This is a genomic window from uncultured Nostoc sp. (genome assembly GCF_964245445.1).
In the GTDB taxonomy this organism is placed as follows: Bacteria; Cyanobacteriota; Cyanobacteriia; order Cyanobacteriales; family Nostocaceae; genus Nostoc.
The window spans coordinates 1-20,194 of record NZ_CAXTNE010000015.1 but is presented as its reverse complement, the minus strand read 5'-3'; the positions used below and the strand labels follow the sequence as shown (position 1 = coordinate 20,194).

Genomic DNA, 20,194 nt, shown 5'->3' with positions numbered 1-20,194 from the left:
AAGACTATTAATATTACAATTTTTGAAGATAAATATCAAAAGTATCCTTACATAAATCTTAATTAAATTTATGAATATAGGCATCATTGGCGGGGGTATTACTGGGCTAGTATTAGCCCAACGTCTTTCAAATCAAGGACATAAAGTAACTGTATTCGACAGTAATAAACAGCTTGGTGGACTTACCACTTATCATGATTATGGGTTATTTACCTGGGATCGGTTTTATCACGTTATCCTCCCTTCTGATACTCATTTAATAAATTTTCTCAGAGATATTGGTCTTGGAGATAAGCTGCGTTGGCATCGAAGTTTAACAGGCTTCTACGACAATCAAAAATTTTATTCTATCAGTAACTCTATAGAATTTTTGCGCTTTCCTTTATTTGGAATTCTAGGTAAAATAAGATTAGCTTTTACTTTATTGTATGGTTCACGCCTTAATAACTGGCGGCGCTTAGAGAAGATTTTAGTTGAAGATTGGCTATTAAAACTTGGTGGTAAAAGCACATACGAAAAGCTCTGGAAACCTTTGCTTCTATCCAAATTAGGAGAGAATTATAAGCGAATATCAGCAGTTTTTATCTGGGCTTATATCAAACGGTTATTTTCAGCGCGGGATTCTTCATTAAACAAAGAACAACTTGGTTATGTTTCAGGCGGTTACAAAACTGTTTTTGACCATATAGAAAAATTAGTTTACGCGGCTGGGGGTCATATCCACACAGGCGTTGCGGTGGAATATATTGCACCTCATCCAGAGGGTGGAATGTGGGTAGAATATCAGAGCAAAAAGGAACATTTTGATAAAGTCATCTTTACTGGCCCAGTTAATATTCTGCAACAGGTTGCTGCCAAAGAACTGGTGAAAGTTTCAGAGACAGGTGAAACAGTAGAATACCTGGGCGTAATCTGCATGGTACTTATTACTCGCAAGGCTTTAATTCCTTATTACGTAGTAAATATTGCCGATAGAAATGTTCCCTTTACTGGAGTCATCGGTATGAGTAACCTAGTTTCTTTGCAAGAGACAGCAGGATATCACATCACATTCCTACCAAAATATATCCTTTCCACTGACCCGTTATTAAAACAGCCAGATGATGAATTGCGCCAAGTATTTTTCCAGGGTATACGTTTGATGTTCCCAGAACTCAAAGCAGATGATATTGTTGCGGCACACATTAATCGAGCTATTAAAGTACAGCCACTACAAGTTTTAAATTATTCAAGCCTTGTTCCAAAAGTGAGTACTGAAAACGATGATTTTTTCGTTGTCAATACCTCACAGTTGGTCAATGATAGCGTCAATAACAACGCAGTCGTCCGACAGGTTGATGAATTTCTCAATAAATCAACATTACTTAATTCTTAAGCTTAGAGAATAATATTTTGAAAATTACACGAGGTACTTATGAGTCTTTTTGTTCTTTTACCCGCATACAATGAGCAAGAATCAATTCGCCCCTTGTTCAAAAAGTTTCAGGTATTGCAGCAAATATCTAATATGGATATCCGGCTGATTCTTGTTGATGATGGTAGCAAGGATGCAACTGCTCAGACTGCTTTAGATGAATCTCAATCGCTGGGGGTATCACTGAAATTAGTCCAGCATCCCAAAAATGCTGGTTTAGGTCAAGCAATTAAAACAGGTTTCACAACTTTCTTAGAAATTTCTAAAGAAGGTGATTTTTTAGCCGCGATGGATTGCGATAACACTCAACCACCAGAACTATTAATCAAGATGTATGAGACGATGATAGCTGGTAGCTATGATATTGCGATCGCATCTAGATATCGAAAAGGCTCCAAAGTCATAGGCTTATCAAAATTTAGAGAGGTGATGAGCTACGGAGCAAGCTGGCTTTTTAGAATTGCCGCCCATGTACCAGGTGTAAGAGACTACACTTGTGGTTACAGATTATATAACCGTACTTTTGTCAGCAAACTAGATATTTATTATGGCGAGAGTTTATTCACTGAAAGTGGATTTGCTTGCATGATAGATTTATTGCTGAAAGCCAAACCGCTCAAACCAAAAATTGTAGAAATTCCAATGGTTTTGAGATATGACGAAAAGCCGAGTGCCAGCAAAATGAAAATTATTAAAACTATTACTCGAACTCTAAAGCTATTGTTCAAGAATTTAACATCGCCAGCGCCAGCTGCTGCTAACTTAGGTCAGACTTTCAATCAGCAAGAAACAGCAAGAATTCCATTGAAAATAACAAATCGTAAATAAACTTGAGAAGGAATAGGCTCTCACCAAGAATTAACTGGATGAAAAATAGTAATTTATCAACGGTATCATTCTAGGGACGAGCAAGGCAGAAATGTAAGAATTCAGGTCTAAACTTGAAGAATTAAAGATGGTTCTTGCATATTTGGATTAACCATCGCTTTTATAGCTTGCTCAAAAAAATCAATTACGGAACGTCAAGGATGACGACATGGCAGTCGCCTCAAGTCGGGAAACCCGCCCACGGCACTGCCTCAAGTTTGTACTACCGTCAGTAAATTGGCAGTATGTTTAAACCGCTCCATTGAACGGGAACCTCCACTAACCTTTCTCTTGGTTACTGCTAGCCTAAGCGATCGCTGTGCGAGGTTATTGTTTGGGGGTACCTCTGGATGGTCTAAAAAATACCACCATTGATCTGTTTTGTCTCTTAGCAATCATAAAAGCTTACCAGCTTCCCCCTGAGCAATATTTATCCACTCATTAATCGAAGACTCAACTTTTACTTTCAACTCGTAAGCCCAATTAAAGGACACTGAAAGATTTTGGGTTTGTTGGAAAATGGCGTAATTTTTAAATGCTTCGTCAATTAAGTTGACGAAATTGTCTCCTATTTCTTGGTTATTTAACCCCCAATACGGTTCGGTTAACAAAGTTATCGTTGAGGCGAGCAGTTCTTGTGCAGAGGGAGAAGAGAAGCAGGGGAAGAGAAATTGCTTAATAATAACTCTCTTTCCTCAAGAGCCTCAAGAGCTTATCCGAATCGTATTGATTTAACCCCGGCTTTAATTAGTTTTTTAAAATGGCGACGTAAATGTACCAAGCATTTCTGTTGGGCTTTGATATCATAGCCATTGTAAACGCTGTAATCATCGGAACTTAACACACCAATATAGTTTAACCTCAGAATCTTTTCTAATTCTGCACGCGAACGAGTATCTGCTACGTGAAACAAAGCAAACTCTGTATGAGCAAAAATCCACAACCGCTCTTTTACACCTTTAACTAGCTAAAGAGTCTCATCTGAGTGTATGTTTGGCTGTGTCTGTTGTACCCAAACACCTGCTCCACTATGACATTTACCAATTATTCATTTGACAATTGGAGCAGGCTTTCATGATTTAGGTAAGCAGAGTGTTCTTTATCCATAATTTTGATACTCTGCCTTGGGTGTCACATTTGTCAATACCCTCAGACCTGAATCCTTACAAATTTAGATATGCTAAATTAAGAGTTATTGAATAGATGAATCTCACAATTAATTCAGAATTAGCATATAAAACTGCTATTTTTCTTTGACCAAAAATCAAAACCTATTTACATTCACTAAATATTCAAAATGCCAGACTCATTAATGTATCAGCAAGATCATTTTGTTGTTCTAGAAACAAATCAACCAGAACAATTTCTGACACAATCAGAGTTATTAGAAAAGCTCAAAACAACTCTCCAACAACTTGTAATTCAAGATTTGCCGCCTGACTTGCAAAAGTTTGATACTGCGGAAGCTCAAGCACAACATTTATTAGACACCACCTGCGAATTAGATATTGCTCCTGGGCAATATTTGCAGTGGTATGCAGTTCGTTTAGAAAAGTAACTTTTTGGTTAGCTATTAAGAAGAAAAAAGTCAATTAAGAAGTAGCATAACAGACAGTAGATTTGTAGATTGGGTTGAACTTAAGTGTTACCCAATAAAGCCTTGAAAATGTTAGGTTTTGTTCCTCAACCCAACCTACATTGGAGTTATTTTCTAGGCTTAACCTACGCAGTCTTGTAAGCAGGGTGAGAGAAGAATTACTCAAAAATACCCTCTTTTCTGCCCCGCTTATCCGAACCGTATTGGCAGATCGCCAACTTCTTTGATAAGTCGGGGATCTGCGCGTTTGATTCAGGATTGGTACATAAAAGAATTGAGTTTGGGTAACGATAATTTTTGTTCTTGACTATTGACTACTAACTAATGACTCTTTTTGAGTATTGATCAGTGCTAGCTCAATTTTGTTTTCAGATGGCTGCGTTATTTGAACCTCCAATCCAGGGCCAAAATAGTTGGTCATTTTTTCCTGCTTTTGTTGCCAGACATCAATTGGTATTAGGGGTGAATCAAATTCTAAAACTAGGGCATAGCTGCCATTGACTTCTATTTCTCGCAAGCCTGTTACTGTTGGTCGTTCCTGGTCTGAGGGACTCAAACCCAGAAAAGAAAGTGTTGTATCTAGATGAGCATCTTGACCGTAACAATATCGGGTAATGTCTTTGCGAATTTTATTTTGGGTGTCAGTTGCTTGCTGTTCCCGCAATATCAATGCTGACGGTGACGTAGTTTGAGTAAAGGGCACTGGCTTGAGTTCATTAGCTTTCAGCGCCAACCCTCCCAATAATAGAGGAATTCCGTAAAAAAATCCGACAAGATTTAATGTGGCATTATTAACACCATAGGCAACGAAACCCATGATGGTTAATATACTGCCGATAGTTAAACCGAGTGTTCCCAAAGAGATTTGGCGTAGCATGAGCTTAAATTAGTATAAAATCTGAATACCTCAGTTTTATTATCATCGGCTATGAATAACTAATTAGGGAAGAACATCGTTCCTAGACAGTAATATTCAACCAACTCCAAATTGGTAGGTTAAGACTGACACGGTAAGAAATCAAGGGGTTCTGCCTTCTTTATATAAGAATTTGCGTAGACGCAAGAACACGGATTTCTAAGGCACAAAGTTCGTGTAGTAACTAGTAAGGCCGTATTATTGCCCCAGAATGTTAGATTTTGAGTTAACTTTAAATTTAAAGGTAGTTAAAGATAGGAAAAAAATAATGGATTTACAGACTATAAAAGAACGAATTGCTGTAGTTCAAGGCAAACGCGAGTACCTGTTAGGTCTACTGGAGCAACCAAATTTGGGAACTTTGAGAGTTGACGTAAATCAGGCCTTGGAAGAACTGGATGAATTAATTGATGAATTTAGACGCACCATTCCGGTAGAGTAGAAATTATCAAAAATTGCGTCGGTTTAACTGTCAACTTCAGGTTAAACCGACGCTCTTCAGTATTATCATGTCCTCAAATCCCCAGAAGTGAACTAAGTGTTAGTTGACGAAGCAACATAGCTGTATCATTTATCCTACACCTGAACCATCTCCTGCACGCTGACCTAACTGCCTAACTAAAGCAATAAGTTCTTTTGTAGGTACATCTTTCTTGCAAACATCATCAAAGCTAGACATTGCCTTTGTCCCCTGAAAATTTACGTCTTCTACTGAGGAGTAAGCAAGGATCTGGGTGTTCGGAGATATAGCTTTAATGTGACTAGACGCACTCCAGCCATCCATGACTGGCATCTGTAAATCTAGAACAATTACGTCAGGATGGCAACGTTTAACCATTTCTATAGCTTCTTCACCATTACTGGCTAAACCTACTACTTGAATATTTTCCTGGCAAGAAAAAACTAATTGTAAGGTTAAACGAGTCAGTTCGTGGTCATCAACTACTAGAACACGCAAGGTAGAAAGCTCACAGGATAACATTAACATTAAGGGGAAAGAAGAAATTATTTCAGAACAACCTCTCTAGTTTATGAGAACAAATGCCAGTACTGACTCTATCCTATGGTTGAATAACTTGTGTTAACCCATAACAAACAACTTAGATAACTTCTCAGAAAAATCAAGTTTTCTAAAAAAATTAAGTTGAGCTAGTTGTCAAGATAGAAGTAACTTATTTTTAATCAATCAGGTTTGAGGCTACACCAGTTGAGCGTAATGCCATATTCATGAGAATTTTTTGTGAATTAGCTTCTGGAGAATCATCGTATGGACGCCGTTGAACGTAAGTGCCATCGGCTTGTAATTCCCAAGCTTGGCGATTATCTGCGAGCATAATTCCCATAATTTCTTGCAAATCTTTGGCAATATCTGGGTCTTTGACTGGGGTAATTACTTCCACTCGGCGATCTAAATTGCGGCGCATCCAGTCGGCGCTGCCGATATAGATTTCTTCCTGTGTATTGTTGTGAAAATAATAAATCCGAGAGTGTTCTAAAAAGCGACCGACAATGCTGATTATGCGAATATTTTCACTAATGTCTTTGAGTCCTGGGCGCAAACAACAAACGCCCCTAATAATTAAGTCGATTTCCACTCCGGCGCGGGAAGCTTCATATAAAGTGGCGATGATTTCTGGATCGACTATGGCATTCATTTTGGCAACAATGCGTCCAGAAAATCCATTTTGAACATTTTCGATTTCGCGGCGAATTAGTGCTAAAAAGCGATCGCGCATATTCACAGGCGCAACCAGCAACTCTCGATAAGACTTTTGCAGGGAGTATCCTGTCAAGAAATTAAATAAATCTGTGATGTCAGCACCTAATTCTTCACGGCAACTGAACAATCCCAAATCTGTATACAGCCGTGCCGTTTTCTGGTTATAGTTACCAGTGCCAATATGCACATACCGCCGTATCCGGTCTTTTTCTCGCCGTACCACCATGACGGTTTTACTGTGGGTTTTTAGCCCGACTAAACCATAGACGACATGAACCCCGACTCTCTCTAGTCTTTTTGCCCAGTAAATATTATTCTCCTCATCAAATCGCGCCTTTAATTCCACCAGTACGGATATCTGTTTGCCATTTTCGGCGGCGGCAATTAAGGCGTTGACGATGGGCGAGTCACCAGAAGTCCGGTAAAGGGTCATCTTGATAGCTAACACATTCGGATCGTAGGCAGCATGGGTAATAAAGCGCACCACTGTAGCCGAAAAGGATTGATAGGGATGGTGTACTAGCAAATCCTTTTCCCGAATCACAGCAAAAAAGTCTTTTCCTTCGTCCGTCTCCACGGTATCTGGGTCTAAACTCGGTTCCCTCAACCTTTGCAGGCGTAATGGTACAACAGATTGGCGTGGTGGATCTTTGAGTTCTGGTAATGGCAAGGACATAAAATACATCAAATCCCGCAGTCCCAAAAGACCGTCTACTTCGTAGAGATCGCTTTCTGTTAATTCCAAATCATGCAATAATCGCGATCGCACTATTTCAGGAGTCTGGGATTGAAGTTCTAACCGGACTGGACTTCCACCCAAACGCCGTTTTCGTAATTCCTGTTCGATCGCTAACAATAGGTCATCTGCTTCATCTTCTTCTAAGACCAAATCGGCATCACGGGTAATGCGGAATGGATGATATTCTTGAATGTTCATCCCTGGAAATAGAGATTCCAAGTTATGAGCGATCGCTTGTTCTAAAGGTACACCAGTCCAGTGGGCAGGTTTGTCGTTTTTCTGATCTCCTAACTCCGGCGGTATTGGTAAAAATCGGGGGAGAACACTGGGGACTTTAACTCTGGCAAAGAATTCTTCTTCGGTGTCTGGGTTTTTGACCACAACAGCCAGATTCAGACTGAGATTAGAAATAAAAGGAAAGGGATGACTAGGATCAACAGCCAGAGGAGTCAAAACTGGAAAAACTTGTTCCTCAAAATAACTGTTGAGATGAGTCCGTTGTTTTTGATTCAAATCTATGTAATCCAGAATATGGATGCCATTATTTACTAGTAGAGGACGAAGTACTTGCTCAAAATGTTGATGCTGTTTCTTTACATGAGGAATGAGGGTAGACCTAATATCGTCTAACTGTTGTTGTGGTGTCCGACCATCAGGAGTCAACAGACTAACTTTCGCTTCTACTTGTTGCTTTAAACCAGCAACGCGCACCATGAAAAACTCATCCAAATTAGAGTTGAAAATTCCCAAAAACTTCAGGCGTTCCAGAAGGGGCGTGCGATCGTCGCAGGCTTCATGTAATACCCTGGCATTAAATTCTAGCCAGCTTAACTCTCGGTTAAGATAATATTGTGGATCGTTCAAATTGATGGGATTGGCGCTTTTCTTCGATTTTGCCATAACGATCTTAGGGTAGCCAGATATAGCCCATACAGTTGGAGAATAATACACATAATAAATTAAATCGGGCATCCAAGTGAAGCGGTTTGTCCCTAATTGTCGCTTTTAGAAAAATCTTAAAAACTTATTTTTCTTGAGTTTCTTTTTTCTCTTGAGTTTCCTTAGCTGCTGCGGCTATTGGCAATTGCAGATTTTGGTCGTAGATAAACTCTTTATTAATTGCTACTTCTAATTTTGGTAAAGTATTGCTGCTGGCGATGCCATCTTGAACTGGAACGCGCAATGTATAGTTACCAACGGGAACAGCATCTAAACGGTAAAGACCAAATTGATCAGTCACAGATGATACTACTCGTTTGCCTTGAGCATCAACTAGTTCTACTTCCACATTTGGTATTGGCTGACCTGACACATCAGTAATTTTGCCTGCTATACCATATTCTAATCTAACGGGGAAATCTAACTGAGTCACAGCTGCACCTGCTACTTCTGCAACTATAGAAGTTTTCCGCACAGCAACTTCAATTGGTAACTCGTCTGGGTCTAGTGCAATTACATAGACACCTTCTCGCAAGTTACCGACAAAGAAATTACCTTGAGCGTCTATTTTAGCTGTACCGACACTGCGACTACGGTTATCGTAAACATTGATAGTACCGCCACCAAGGTCTACACCCTTCCTACCACCTTCAATAACCATTCGTCCAGCGATCGCTCCTCTGTCTTTGGTAACTGAGCTATATTCAGCCGGCGACACTCTACCGCCAGCAAATGATAAATCTGATACTAAGGATATGGTTAGGCGATCGTCCCCAATGCCACCAAGAATATTTCTATTTCTAGAGGGGATGCCTTGATAATCAATTGAGGCGAATAATCCTGGTACTATTCGCATACTAGCGCCTACAACTGGCCCAACTTCTCCATCTCTATATCCTAGTCCTAAGCGCCAACTCAGACCTGAAATACTAGGAGAGGTATAATTCAGTCCCAAAGTGTAACGAGTCGCTAAATCACCACCCGATTCAGTCCCGAAGGATACTAGATAATCACGGCTTAGGTTATAGCCAAAATCTGTTGTATAAACATTAGCAAAAGAATTAAAAGATAGCCTGCTGTTTCTTGTTGGTTGATAGAAGGCGTTGAATGAATAGTTGCCAAAATAATCTGGTGTACCTCTCAAAGACAAGTTAGACAATGCGCGGAATGAAAAAGTCGGCAGAATGTAAGTACTCGAATCACTTTGGTTTTGGTAACTGCGGGCAATCAAGCCTAAACTAAAGCTATTACTGAATTTATATCTGACATCTAGAGCATTGTTCTTGCGATCGCGTGACTGATCATTGCTGCTAAAATAGCCTGTTGGATATAATTCAGAAACTCCCAAAATTTGCAACCGATTCAACTGAATATCTAAATTAGCCGCATAACCTAACTCACCGTTAGAAGTACCAGCATTCGCTGATAAAATTACAGGATTTGCCAAACGCCAAGCAAAACCTGCCTGCGCTTGTGTACCATCAGCTAATAATTGTGCAGAGCTTTCCAACGTTAAATTATCAGAAATACCTTGACGTATTTGATAAAATCCAGCCAATTTGCCTGATTGAGTCGAAGGAAAATCATCCAATAAATTATTTTGGATATAGTTACCAGTTAATCCTATACCGGCTAACTGCACATTACCGCCAGATGGTAACAATAAATCTGAAGCATTGAGTCTTAAAGAACGAATTTCTGTAGGTACGCTGAAATTATTGCGGTCAAATACAAACAGTTCAATATCATTACTTTGACCAGTAGGCAAATTGACACCTGCAAATTCGTATTCTCCACCTAGTCCTACCTGCTGTTGGGCAACCACTACGCCACTAACTCTTAACTGAACAAAACTGGCTGGGGGAACTACACCACGAAATGTTTGTATAGGTTGGGAACGTCTTGGTAGAAGCTCATTAGCACTATAACTTGGATTAAACCTGTCGGCAGGTAAATTAGTATAACCAATCTGCACTCCCGTCAAATTGAGATTAGTAGCTAAAGGATTTAACCCAATTTGTTGGCGACCTATTTGATAAAGCATTCGCCCTGAACGTTTAAAGTAAAAATATTCACTTAGTTGGGGCGAGTTAACAAAATCATTCTCTAAACGTAACCGCCACGCACCACCTCCTAAACGCCCACCCAAAAGAGAAGAAGTACGCCAGTTTGTATTACCAGAATTACTGTAATAATTTAACTCTTGCCGGAAATTAGATAAACCATTGCTAGGAGGTCTAACTTCAGGTTTGAGGTCAATTGCCCGATTGCTAGATTCTCCACTACCTCTGCGCCAAGGTAAATCAACATTCAAAGCTAAATCTGAAGTTTTTAGCTCTATCTCAGTAAGTAATTTTTCTTTTAAGAAAGTATCACTAATATAAGTAATACCATTAATTTTTTTCAAGTCTGAGTCTGTAATAGTTACCTCACCTAAAGGTGTTTTCAGGTAAGTTTTGTCGGTATCAAGATTTTCCACCGTAAATCCAGCTATTTGGGCAAAATCAGACAGTGGAATTAATAAATTTTTTCCCTCTGGAATAACTTCTAAACTACCAACTTCCTGTCCATTAATGAATACTCCCACTAATAAATTTTTGCCCTCAGCCAAGATATTATTAATAGGAGGATTTGGAGTAGGATTATTCTTACCTGTTGAAGTTTTTAAAGTATCGGTGCTAGTAGAATCTGGAGTAACTACATTGTTAACCTTTTGTTCCTTGTCAGGATAAAGCAGATTTTTTGCATAATTATTATGAGCAGCATTCCTGATATTTTTTAGAGTACTTTTGATGTCACTAACACCTGAATACTGGGAGGCTGCTGAGGGTTTGATACTTTGAGCCACAACCTGTTGACTAAGTTGCTTGGTGTCATAATCTAGAGCATTTTCAGTAGGTCTATTACTAGCTGTAATCTTTTCATTATCTATCTTGCAAGAATCCTGTGATTTATCCGTGGAAAACTCAGGTGGTAATGTTTCTGGTGGTGAAGGAGTTGCAATTGCTCCGGCAAATGCTTTATGTTCTTGACTAACGCGGGTATCTAACTGCGTTTTACAAGAACCATTCTCTGACTGTATAATTGTTATTGCTGGGGGAGATGCTGAAGGTTGGTAAAGCATAGACTGAAGTACACAAATTTGTATGGGTAGCCGAAGAAAGTTTCCGGCTACAAATAATTACTGGGAAGATTGAGAAAATTGGTTAGCAAAATTTAAGCTTTTGGATTCACAAAAGCTTAAATGCATTTGACTTGCACATATAAATTACATCAATCTAGTGGATTAGGCATCTTACTCAGCCCGATTAACGTAATTTAAATGTGGAATAGTTTATCTGCTACGTTGAGGATTTTTGAGAGAATTTTTCAGTTTTTGAGAAGTTGACTGAGTTTGAGTGTTGATATTGTTAGCCAGTGGAGCATTAATTGGCACTGTAAAAGGTATACCTTTTTTAATTGCTACACCATTTAATTCCCCATTGATATCCAAAACGTAGCTACCAGGGGGTAACTTTTTAGTGATTGGTAGTAAAACTTGACGACGGCTATCAGGCAAAATTAGTGTTGTAGGTAAAAATCCTGCATCCACTAAAGGCTCAGAAATTTTTACCTCTGGTTTTTCTAAATGAGCTATGGGTTTTGTCACCTCAGCACCTGGATATTTAGCAGCCGGCCAAATAGCATATTGACCTTGCATATTAACAGATGCATTACCTTGGCTAGAAATATCAAAGACGGCATTGAGAGCATTAGATTTAGGCTTGACACTCACAGAATTTAATACACCAATTCTCTTGATATCTCCTACATAACCATATATTGCAACTCCTAATTTGCCAATTAAAGTTATACCTTTATTTCGTGTAGCTGTCCGGGGTATTTCTTCAAAATAAAGTACTGCCCTATGTTCACCTGATTGGGGCTTAACTCTAGGACGAATGGCAAAACGAACAGTCTGTGAGCCACCAGGTGGAATTATAAATCTAGAAGGAGTAAAAATAATCCACTGCTCTAAAGATTGCTCTTTAGGAGGAAGTATTTGTACTTTATTTTCCTCGTTCATTGCCCACGATTGCACATAAACCTTAAGCTCAACTGGTTGAGAATCAAGGTTGAAAACACGAATAGCTTGAGAGCGTGTTTTGTTGCTGTTCATATCTATGTGAAATCTGGGTGGACTCACACCAATATTAACTGCCATTGCAGAAGGCATACTTAGAGCTAATGCTCCCATTACACCCAAGGCAATATTTATTGATTTTGGCAACATGGGGATTAAATTTTTCATTTTAAAACACACCATAAAGCAATTATTTTCTCCATCTAATTACAGCAATTAACGGCTATTTACTACTACTGACAATTCCCCGGTATATTGACCTGCAACTTGAGTACCAGAAACGTCCATTTTTAATCGGAATCCCCCTTGTACCAAAGCTGTATTAGTATTGGAATCACGAGAAATTTCTATGATGGGCAACGGCTCTATAACAACTTGAACCGCAGAATTAGAACGCTGTTCACTGCTAATTGCATCGCTTCTGCCATTTTCGGCTTTCATCTCATAAGTGGCATAAAGTAAATTCACTTGGTTTGTAGGAATACGCATCTGCCAAATATTAGGAAATTCCCGAACAATCAAAGTATTAAATCGGGGAGGTGCTAATAAGTCTCCTGAATTAGTAACTGACTCACTTTTAGTAGCCACAGAAATTTCTGACTGTGTGATGGGAGGAATTTTGAGTCTTTGGGGAGTAGCTAACTGGTAAATCTCTATGGGTTGAATGGTGGGGATTAATTGTGCCGCAGTCGGTGTTTGTGAACACGCTAACATAGCTATACTGACAGCTATGGAGTTGAGTAGGTAATGTTTGTAACTCTTAGTTAGATGCCATGACATATTGCTAAGTTATTCACATTCAAGTCATGTATACAAATCAAATCTTTACTGAACTTTGTTGCTAATAGATTTAATATGGAGAATATCTCCCAAGATTCTAGGGGATTGGGGAGATATTCACGAAGTTAACCAGTTTACGGAATTACATCAGCAGTAAGAGAGCAATCTGTCTTTTGCTTGTCAGGTTTGAGTCAGATTACTCCTCCCACTGTCACCTAAAGAAAGGTTAGTTAGGTCTGAAAGCTTCAACTGCCAGAGTACCTGTGTAGCTTCCTGCCGGTGCAGTAGCGCTTAACGGGACATCTAGAATAATATCCTTTGCAGTAGCACTACTTAAGCCTTCAGCAGTTATTGCAGCGCTACTAACATCACTAGCATTAACACCAACGGCAAGAGTATTACTGCTTGGTCCGGTAAAAGTACCGGGTGTAATGGCTACTTCATAAGTTCCTGTGGGACTGTTAGAAAAAACAACGTAGGCACTGGTAATCGTTTTGGTTACAGGTGTTGCGCCCACTGAGAAGGGGGATGTAGTATCAACAGTAGCACCAGAAGATGTGCCACTGCCTTGATAAGCGGGGGGAGTACTACTACTAACTGCAGTTAACCCTGCTGCTCCTGATGTACCAACTAAATCAGCTGGAGTAATGGCTACATTGGCAGTTGTGATAGTTCTCAAGTAGAGAATCTCAGGCACACTGACAGTAACATTAATTGTGCTATTCGGGCCTGAACCTTGAGCAATCTGAGCGCTAGCAGGGGCAGAAAGAATCGCACCACCTAAAACAGCAGTAACAAAAGCAGCAAGAGCTAAAAATTTGTTCTTCATATTGGAAAATATCTCTCTATTGTTTGTGTTGACCGTTAGTAAATTTCGTGGACTCGATAGTTTGTCTACAAATGGCTGAAATTTTAGTGAAACTACAACCAGTTAAATTTGGCTTATTCTTATATCGACTTTGTTATTAACAATCACCTCCTATTTAAAGCACGTACAATTCTGTACCGTTAGTCCCGTTGTTGGCGGTGAAGAACAGCTGTGTACCAACGACAGTCAGCCTGTCAGGGTTAGCATTTCCTGTAGCGTTAATGTTGCTAACCTTGCGAGTATTGACAGTTGTGCCGTCACTGAACCACACCTCCCTGTTGCTGCCATCAGAAGCTGCAAAAGCCAGAGTGCTATTGAAATTAACGAGACTAGTGGGAATACTGTTATTGGGCTGGTTATTGGCGTTTGCGCCAGTCCAAATATCTTTTACTAATACTGTGTTGGCGTTTGTGCCATCAGTTCGCCACAATTCTAGACCAGTTACTGGGTCGTTGCCAACAAAGTAGAGAATATTACCAACAGCAGTTAGAAAGAAAGACCCTAAACCAACATTAGGTGCTTGTCCATTAGTTCTAATGTTGACGGTTCCGCTAGATGTTCCATCACTCTTCCACAGTTCCAAGTTAAAGTCATTATCGCTATCTGTCACAAAGTACAAAGTGTTACCAACGGCTGTCAAATATGTCGGCGCGAACCCATTGTTCCCAGGTGTAATATCTTTCAGCAAGCTAGCTGTTGTACCACTTTGGTATTTCCAGACCTCAAAACCGCTTGTAGCATTGCTGGCAGTAAAGTATAGTGTACTATCAACCACCCTAAAGTTTGCAGGATATGATTGAGTAGTTCCTCCGACACTGATAACTTGCGTACCGCCTATAGTGCCATCAGTTGACCAAAGCTGAGTGTTATTTTTGGCTGTGAAAAATAGCTTGCTGTTAAAAGCAGTGAAAGTGGGTGATTGAGAACTACTGAAACCGGGGTTAATGTCTACTAAACTGACGTTTGTGCTGTTATAAACCCAAAGTTTTCTGGTATTGCTGCTATCAACTGCTGTAAAGAAGAGTTTGTTACCGACAACGGTGAGATTACTGGGGTTAGAACTGCCAGAATTCAAATTAATATCACTAATCCTAGTTACAGATGTGCCATCGTATTGCCAAAGTTCTGTACCATAGGTGCTGTCAGTAGCAGTGAAGTATAACTTGTTATTAAAGACTATTAGAGCATCAGGGTTGAAACCACTATTATTAGTGATGCGAGTGTTTGTAGTTCCATCACTCTTCCACAGTTGAATACCCGTAGTAGCATCATTGGCAGTGAAGTACAAAGTATTGCCCCAAACAGTTAAGTTTTTAGGGTCAGAACTGCCAGAGCCTGGATTAATTTCCAGTTGTTGTGCTTGTGGCTGCGCCGTGATGTCCAAGTTGTAGAAAGTTTCGGCTGAACCAGAGGCGTAGATGCGAATGTAGTATGTACCTGCACTCAGAGGAAGATTGGTGATGGTTTCATTAGTACTCCCCGTTTGGTTAGTATATGGTATTGTTTGGCCATTGCTACCCCTAATTAGTTGCACATCTGCATTGTCACTCAAACCAGAAAGGGTGAGGTTAAAGGAACTGGTGCTATTAAGATTGAACTTATAGTAATCATTAGTATCTATATTGCCTACAAACTCACTGCGGGAAATAGAACCATTTAAAGTACCTAAATTCTGGGCTGCTCCTTGACTGTTACCAGCTTGGTCTGCGCCTATAGTTTGGGCAACTACACTCAGAGTATAGTTAGCTGTTGTTGTACCAGCACCAGGAGTTACTAAGATGTTGTAGGTACCAGGATTTAATAAGCTGCGGCGAATTTGATCTAGCGTTGTTCCTGACTGGCTAGTAGTTACAATATTACTACCGTTTTGATTTTGCAGTGTTAAATTAGCGTCTGCTGAGAGTGATGTGAATTTAATATCAACTAAGGCACTTGAGGCAAGAGTGAATTTGTAATAGTCTTGAGTATCAACAGTGCTGACTAAATCTGAGATAGTGGCAGGAAGATTGATAGTAGTAGCAGTTGCTAGAGTGTTTCCTCCTTGGTCTGGTGCATCTGCGGTAAAATTAACCTGCAAATTATAATTAGTCGAGTCTGCGTTTGCATAGACTTGGACATAATAAGTACCTGCGGCGAGAGAACGATTTATAGAATCTGGGTTTGTACCTGTTTGAGTACTAGTGGCGGCAGGTTGAAGAGACTGTCCAGAGCTATTCAACAACTGTATATCAGCATTACCACTTGAAGGATTGAGGTTAATACCAATAGTACCGTTGTTATTTAAGGTAAATTTGTAGTAGTCGCTAGGGTCAGTAATGTTCCCTTTACCTGTGCTTGCAACAAAATCAGTTGCGCTGTAGCTGCCGGCATTGACACTTGCACTAATATCTCTGTTAGTGTTTGCTAGTGTAGTTGTATCGTCAGCGATGCCACTATCTTGAATGGCTTCGGCTGACATAGTGAGATTATAAGTTGTGCTAACTGTCCCAGTAACTAAATAAATCCGGGCATAGTAAGTGTTGGAAGGTTGGTTATTGAGAGTAAAACGTATATTTTCTGATGCATTACCAGACAAGTTAGGAGCAGTTATAGTTGCACCAGTACTGTCTGTTAAGATTAAATTGGCATCACTATTTGCCGCTAATCCAGTGAGGCTTAAGGTAACTATACTAGAACTATTAAGAGTAAATTTATAGTAATCGTTTCTATCAGAGTTGCTGAGAGAGTCTTGAAATATATTGGATGTGCTAGTGAGAGAGCCACCAATATAAGATGCAGATGTAGTATTTAAAGCTGTGGCTGTTGTACTTCCTGGATCGGGGAATCCTGAATAAGGACTTGGCATAAATTATCTATTATTTTGTATAAAATAAACACTTGTATTGGCTGCAAATTACTCATAGCTTTGCAACTAACGCAAGTTTTTTACTATTAATCAACCACAAATTTTTTGTTACTTCTGGCAAATTGTTAAACTATGTCGTGATAATGCACCCTTTCACAAGTATGGTTTTTATGTCGTAATTTAAGCGGCTGTATGTGAATTAGTTGATGTGAAATATTTCAAATCATGATATTTGTTGCACCTGTGTAAATAGATAACTGCATAGATTTGAGTCTAGGGTTCAAATTTTAAACATATTGCTAAATTTTCCTAGTCTTTCGTTAGCAGTCAATTTGGTTCATTTCAGCGAAAAATAAGTACTAGATGAGGAAAGTTTTTGCCATTACGAAGTTACTCAAACTTTTTGTAGCCAATTGTAATTTTGTTACAACTTTATAAATTCATCCACAAAAGAGTTATGTATTAGCTGTTGCTATGAAAATTTTAATGTTCTTTTGCATTTATCCTTCAAACTTCACTGCAAATAAAATTTAACTCTTAGGTAAAAGATGATGCCTGCGTAAAAGTACTTATTTTTTTAATATTGATTGTTAAAAAATCAAATTATTTCATTAAAGAGTATTAGTATAAAATTTTTCCGGTTATATCCTAACTAAGAGTATTTTCAAGGAAAATAATCGATAATACCATATCTGTTTTCTTCTTTGCTAACTCGCTTACCCAAAGCATTTTTCGTGGCATTGCAATATGTTTCAAGCTACTCGTCGCCGTCTCGCCCTTTGGTATACTACTGTCACTGCTGTATTATTACTGCTGTTTGCCAGTGGCGTTTATTTATACGTCCGCAGTACACTAATTGAACGGATTGATGATACCCTTAACCATGTAGTGGAAATAGTGGAGCGTTGTCTCACAACAAGCCCCTGTGCATCTAAGCTCATGTTTGAGCCAATTAATGCTGATGCAGATAAATTTCGCATTAATGTAGAAGCCAGTTTTCGTGACAATACTGACACCGTAGAAGATGACCACATCGACCTAGAATGGTTTAGTCCGACTGGTGAATTACTTTGGTCAACGCTATCCGAACCCCTAAATATTCCCATTCATGCCAACCGCACTGGTGAAACTGTGCGCGTAGTTAAGGCAGAGAAAGAAAAAGGCAAAGATGATAAACTCCTCAATCCTAACTCCTCACTTCCCACTCCCAACTCAGCACTGTTATTACGGCAAGTTACCCAACGGGTGGAAGTAGGGCGACAAGTATTAGGATATCTGCGTGTTAGTCATCCCTGGTTTGAAGTTACTAAACCCAGTCGCCAGTTAATTTTTGATTTGGCGCTAGGTATTGGGTTAATGGTGCTTTCTGTCGGCGCAAGTGGCTGGTTTCTTTCGGGTAAAGCGATGGAACCTGTAGGCGAGTCCTATCAACGCCTCAAACAATTTACTGCTGATGCTTCTCATGAACTTAGAAGTCCCATTACTTTGATTCAAACTAATGTGCAAGTCGCTCTTGCTGACTTGGATTTAGCAGAGGCAGAAGCGACTACTTCTTTGCAGTATCGACAACAGTTAAAGGTGGTGGAACGGTTAACGCAGCGTTTGGGTAAGTTAGTTAATGACTTACTGTTTTTAGCACGACAGGATAGTGGTATTAGCAAAGATACTTTTTCACTTTGTCCGCTAGATGCCTTGCTGATGGAAGTGGTTGAAGAACAACAATTGTTAGTCCCTGAAAAAAAAATCGCTCTTTCTCTAGACTTAGTTGATCCTCCCGTCTTTGAAACTAGCCCGGAATTACTGGAAAATTGGTTTACCCTTGTGGGCAATTGGGATCAACTGGTGCGGCTGTTCACAAATTTGATTGCTAACGCCTTGCATTACACTCCAGCAGGTGGACGGGTGAAAGTAGAATTAGCGCGGATAGAAGGAATAAATCGCGTTTCTGGACTGCGTTATACCAGCGCCCAGTTGCAAGTTAAAGTGAGTGATACTGGTGTTGGAATTCCATCAGTTGCACTACCACGCTTGTTTGATCGGTTTTATCGGGTAGATCCGGCACGGACTCATACAACTGAGAATACAGCTACAGCCAGTGTTACTGGTTCAGGATTGGGATTAGCGATCGCTCAAGCTATTGTTGAACATCACCAGGGTCACATTCAAGTTGAAAGCACTCAAGGCATTGGCACTACATTCACTATCACTTTACCAATAAATCTTGAGTCTTAATTAGACAATAAATTTTTGTTTCCTGTGATAGATGTAGACAAGTCAATTTATTTACTAATTTATATGAAGACAGTTGTAATATTTAGCAATCGAATTGCTTACTAACATCATAATTTATATTATTTATACTTTAGCTGAGTAATTAGTAAGCTGTTATACATTCAAATTGCATATATTAACTGCTAATTCAACTTTTTGTTTGAGAAACTTTTCTTTTAAAGAAAGACAAATTGAATTGTATCAGGAGTTAAGAATGAATATGAAGTTTCAAAGTTTTCGCAAGTCTGCTGAGTTATTTGGTGCTATATGCGGTGGATTACTAATCACTCTGCCAGCAATTCCCCAAGCACTAGCACAACAATCAGTAACACAACAATCTACTCCCAAGGTTAACCCTTGTCCTAGAATTTTCTATGAAGAACCACACAATAGTCAGGTTGTCGTGCCACAGGGATGTCCTCCTAATGCGATAACACAAAGACTAGCTGCTCAAGGGCTTCTTCCCGTACCTGCTACCCCATCACAAGAGCAAACAAAATTGGGTGTCGGTGGTGAAGCTCCAGTACCAAGTGTCAGTTCACAAAGCCCAGTTTCTGGCGATCAAACTCAACAGCCTGCAACAGGGACGGTTTCTACTGATCAACAACTACTACAACCACGGCAAACCCCCAGCACTACGATCGCACTAGCAAATGGTAAAGTTAATGTCACGTTGGTAAATGACACTGCGGCTAAGGTAACCTACCAAGTAATTGGTGATACGGCACCGCGATCGCTAGCTGGTAAGTCAAATGTAATATTGCAAGCTCTAAACGCACCAGTAACAGTGACATTTGAACGAGAAGATGGTGGACAGTTGATAGTTACTCCACAACCCTCTTCAGAATCAGGAAGTTTGGAAGTTAGATTTAACGAAGCCACGAATGCAGCACAGGGTAGAAGTACTATGAGAATTGAACAAAACGGTTCAGTGTTCTTGAATTAAAAATACTTAGGAGTTAGAAGTGAAGAGTGAGGAGTTAGTTATTAGTTATATGGTGGTGCGTTAGGCTAAAGCCATAACACACCCTACAAAAGAATTACTACTAACTTATAACTCACGCCTAATGTGAATTAGAAAAAAGGCGGGAGAAGTAAGAAGATGAAAGTTACCA

The 20,194-nt window shown here is 39.5% G+C and carries 14 protein-coding genes and 1 pseudogene; 6 read left to right on the top strand and 9 right to left on the bottom strand.

Translation table 11 applies throughout. The features are described 5' to 3' along the window. Positions 1 to 70: 70 nt before the first annotated feature. Complete coding sequence (locus tag ACFE90_RS04415; RefSeq protein WP_375498093.1) at positions 71 to 1,375, top strand: NAD(P)/FAD-dependent oxidoreductase; 1,305 nt, start codon at positions 71 to 73, stop codon at positions 1,373 to 1,375. A gap of 39 nt (positions 1,376 to 1,414) precedes the next feature. Continuing rightward, positions 1,415 to 2,242 (top strand): glycosyltransferase family 2 protein, encoded by an 828-nt coding sequence (locus ACFE90_RS04410; RefSeq protein ID WP_375498091.1) that lies wholly within the window; start codon positions 1,415 to 1,417, stop codon positions 2,240 to 2,242. 107 nt (positions 2,243 to 2,349) lie between these two features. Here the strand turns inward: ACFE90_RS04410 and ACFE90_RS04405 are convergent. Then, positions 2,350 to 3,296, bottom strand: a pseudogene (locus ACFE90_RS04405) (transposase); the annotation flags it as partial. A gap of 282 nt (positions 3,297 to 3,578) precedes the next feature. On the opposite strand from ACFE90_RS04405, the gene ACFE90_RS04400 reads away from it, so the two are divergent. Continuing rightward, a complete protein-coding gene (locus ACFE90_RS04400) occupies positions 3,579 to 3,839 on the top strand; it encodes a chlororespiratory reduction protein 7 (protein WP_375498089.1) in 261 nt (86 codons plus the stop codon). 346 nt (positions 3,840 to 4,185) lie between these two features. Here ACFE90_RS04400 and ACFE90_RS04395 read toward each other — a convergent pair whose 3' ends face one another. Beyond that, positions 4,186 to 4,755: a DUF2854 domain-containing protein gene (locus tag ACFE90_RS04395; protein WP_375498087.1), complete on the bottom strand. Its 570-nt coding sequence runs from the start codon at positions 4,753 to 4,755 to the stop codon at positions 4,186 to 4,188. A gap of 307 nt (positions 4,756 to 5,062) precedes the next feature. On the opposite strand from ACFE90_RS04395, the gene ACFE90_RS04390 reads away from it, so the two are divergent. Further along, entirely contained in the window at positions 5,063 to 5,236 is a 174-nt protein-coding gene (locus tag ACFE90_RS04390) for a hypothetical protein (RefSeq protein WP_375498085.1), read from the top strand. 129 nt (positions 5,237 to 5,365) lie between these two features. Here ACFE90_RS04390 and ACFE90_RS04385 read toward each other — a convergent pair whose 3' ends face one another. The 7 genes from ACFE90_RS04385 to ACFE90_RS04355 form a co-directional block, all read right to left on the bottom strand. Continuing rightward, positions 5,366 to 5,782 carry a response regulator transcription factor gene (locus ACFE90_RS04385; RefSeq protein WP_375498083.1) on the bottom strand — a complete coding sequence of 139 codons (417 nt, stop codon included), beginning with the start codon at positions 5,780 to 5,782 and terminating at the stop codon, positions 5,366 to 5,368. A gap of 190 nt (positions 5,783 to 5,972) precedes the next feature. Further along, positions 5,973 to 8,153, bottom strand: coding sequence for a polyphosphate kinase 1 (gene ppk1 / locus ACFE90_RS04380; RefSeq protein ID WP_375498081.1), 2,181 nt, complete (start codon positions 8,151 to 8,153; stop codon positions 5,973 to 5,975). Between the two features lie 124 nt (positions 8,154 to 8,277). After that, the gene (locus ACFE90_RS04375; RefSeq protein WP_375498079.1) at positions 8,278 to 11,316 is read right to left on the bottom strand and encodes a carboxypeptidase regulatory-like domain-containing protein; all 3,039 of its coding nucleotides are present in this window, start codon (positions 11,314 to 11,316) and stop codon (positions 8,278 to 8,280) included. A 210-nt stretch (positions 11,317 to 11,526) separates the two neighbouring features. Beyond that, complete coding sequence (locus ACFE90_RS04370; RefSeq protein WP_375498161.1) at positions 11,527 to 12,465, bottom strand: molecular chaperone; 939 nt, start codon at positions 12,463 to 12,465, stop codon at positions 11,527 to 11,529. 66 nt (positions 12,466 to 12,531) lie between these two features. Then, positions 12,532 to 13,029, bottom strand: coding sequence for a hypothetical protein (locus tag ACFE90_RS04365; RefSeq protein WP_375498077.1), 498 nt, complete (start codon positions 13,027 to 13,029; stop codon positions 12,532 to 12,534). 292 nt (positions 13,030 to 13,321) lie between these two features. Beyond that, complete coding sequence (locus ACFE90_RS04360; RefSeq protein ID WP_375498075.1) at positions 13,322 to 13,924, bottom strand: hypothetical protein; 603 nt, start codon at positions 13,922 to 13,924, stop codon at positions 13,322 to 13,324. A 154-nt stretch (positions 13,925 to 14,078) separates the two neighbouring features. Continuing rightward, positions 14,079 to 16,808, bottom strand: a complete 2,730-nt coding sequence (locus tag ACFE90_RS04355; protein WP_375498073.1) for a pre-peptidase C-terminal domain-containing protein — start codon at positions 16,806 to 16,808, stop codon at positions 14,079 to 14,081. 747 nt (positions 16,809 to 17,555) lie between these two features. On the opposite strand from ACFE90_RS04355, the gene ACFE90_RS04350 reads away from it, so the two are divergent. Both ACFE90_RS04350 and ACFE90_RS04345 read left to right on the top strand, forming a co-directional pair. Further along, on the top strand, positions 17,556 to 19,040 hold the full coding sequence (locus ACFE90_RS04350) for a sensor histidine kinase (protein ID WP_375498071.1): 1,485 nt from the start codon (positions 17,556 to 17,558) through the stop codon (positions 19,038 to 19,040). Positions 19,041 to 19,293: 253 nt separating this feature from the next. Further along, the gene (locus ACFE90_RS04345) at positions 19,294 to 20,025 is read left to right on the top strand and encodes a hypothetical protein (protein ID WP_375498069.1); all 732 of its coding nucleotides are present in this window, start codon (positions 19,294 to 19,296) and stop codon (positions 20,023 to 20,025) included. Positions 20,026 to 20,194: the final 169 nt, after the last annotated feature.

What these genes read in the sequence shown, in the direction of transcription:
- ACFE90_RS04350 (WP_375498071.1), top strand. Translation starts at nt 17,556, where the DNA reads ATGTTTCAAGCTACTCGTCGCCGTCTCGCCCTTTGGTATACTACTGTC.
- ppk1 (WP_375498081.1), bottom strand. Translation starts at nt 8,153, where the DNA reads ATGGCAAAATCGAAGAAAAGCGCCAATCCCATCAATTTGAACGATCCA.
- ACFE90_RS04385 (WP_375498083.1), bottom strand. Translation starts at nt 5,782, where the DNA reads ATGTTAATGTTATCCTGTGAGCTTTCTACCTTGCGTGTTCTAGTAGTT.
- ACFE90_RS04415 (WP_375498093.1), top strand. Translation starts at nt 71, where the DNA reads ATGAATATAGGCATCATTGGCGGGGGTATTACTGGGCTAGTATTAGCC.
- ACFE90_RS04365 (WP_375498077.1), bottom strand. Translation starts at nt 13,029, where the DNA reads ATGTTAGCGTGTTCACAAACACCGACTGCGGCACAATTAATCCCCACC.
- ACFE90_RS04410 (WP_375498091.1), top strand. Translation starts at nt 1,415, where the DNA reads ATGAGTCTTTTTGTTCTTTTACCCGCATACAATGAGCAAGAATCAATT.
- ACFE90_RS04395 (WP_375498087.1), bottom strand. Translation starts at nt 4,755, where the DNA reads ATGCTACGCCAAATCTCTTTGGGAACACTCGGTTTAACTATCGGCAGT.
- ACFE90_RS04345 (WP_375498069.1), top strand. Translation starts at nt 19,294, where the DNA reads ATGAATATGAAGTTTCAAAGTTTTCGCAAGTCTGCTGAGTTATTTGGT.
- ACFE90_RS04400 (WP_375498089.1), top strand. Translation starts at nt 3,579, where the DNA reads ATGCCAGACTCATTAATGTATCAGCAAGATCATTTTGTTGTTCTAGAA.
- ACFE90_RS04390 (WP_375498085.1), top strand. Translation starts at nt 5,063, where the DNA reads ATGGATTTACAGACTATAAAAGAACGAATTGCTGTAGTTCAAGGCAAA.
- ACFE90_RS04370 (WP_375498161.1), bottom strand. Translation starts at nt 12,465, where the DNA reads ATGTTGCCAAAATCAATAAATATTGCCTTGGGTGTAATGGGAGCATTA.
- ACFE90_RS04355 (WP_375498073.1), bottom strand. Translation starts at nt 16,808, where the DNA reads ATGCCAAGTCCTTATTCAGGATTCCCCGATCCAGGAAGTACAACAGCC.
- ACFE90_RS04360 (WP_375498075.1), bottom strand. Translation starts at nt 13,924, where the DNA reads ATGAAGAACAAATTTTTAGCTCTTGCTGCTTTTGTTACTGCTGTTTTA.
- ACFE90_RS04375 (WP_375498079.1), bottom strand. Translation starts at nt 11,316, where the DNA reads ATGCTTTACCAACCTTCAGCATCTCCCCCAGCAATAACAATTATACAG.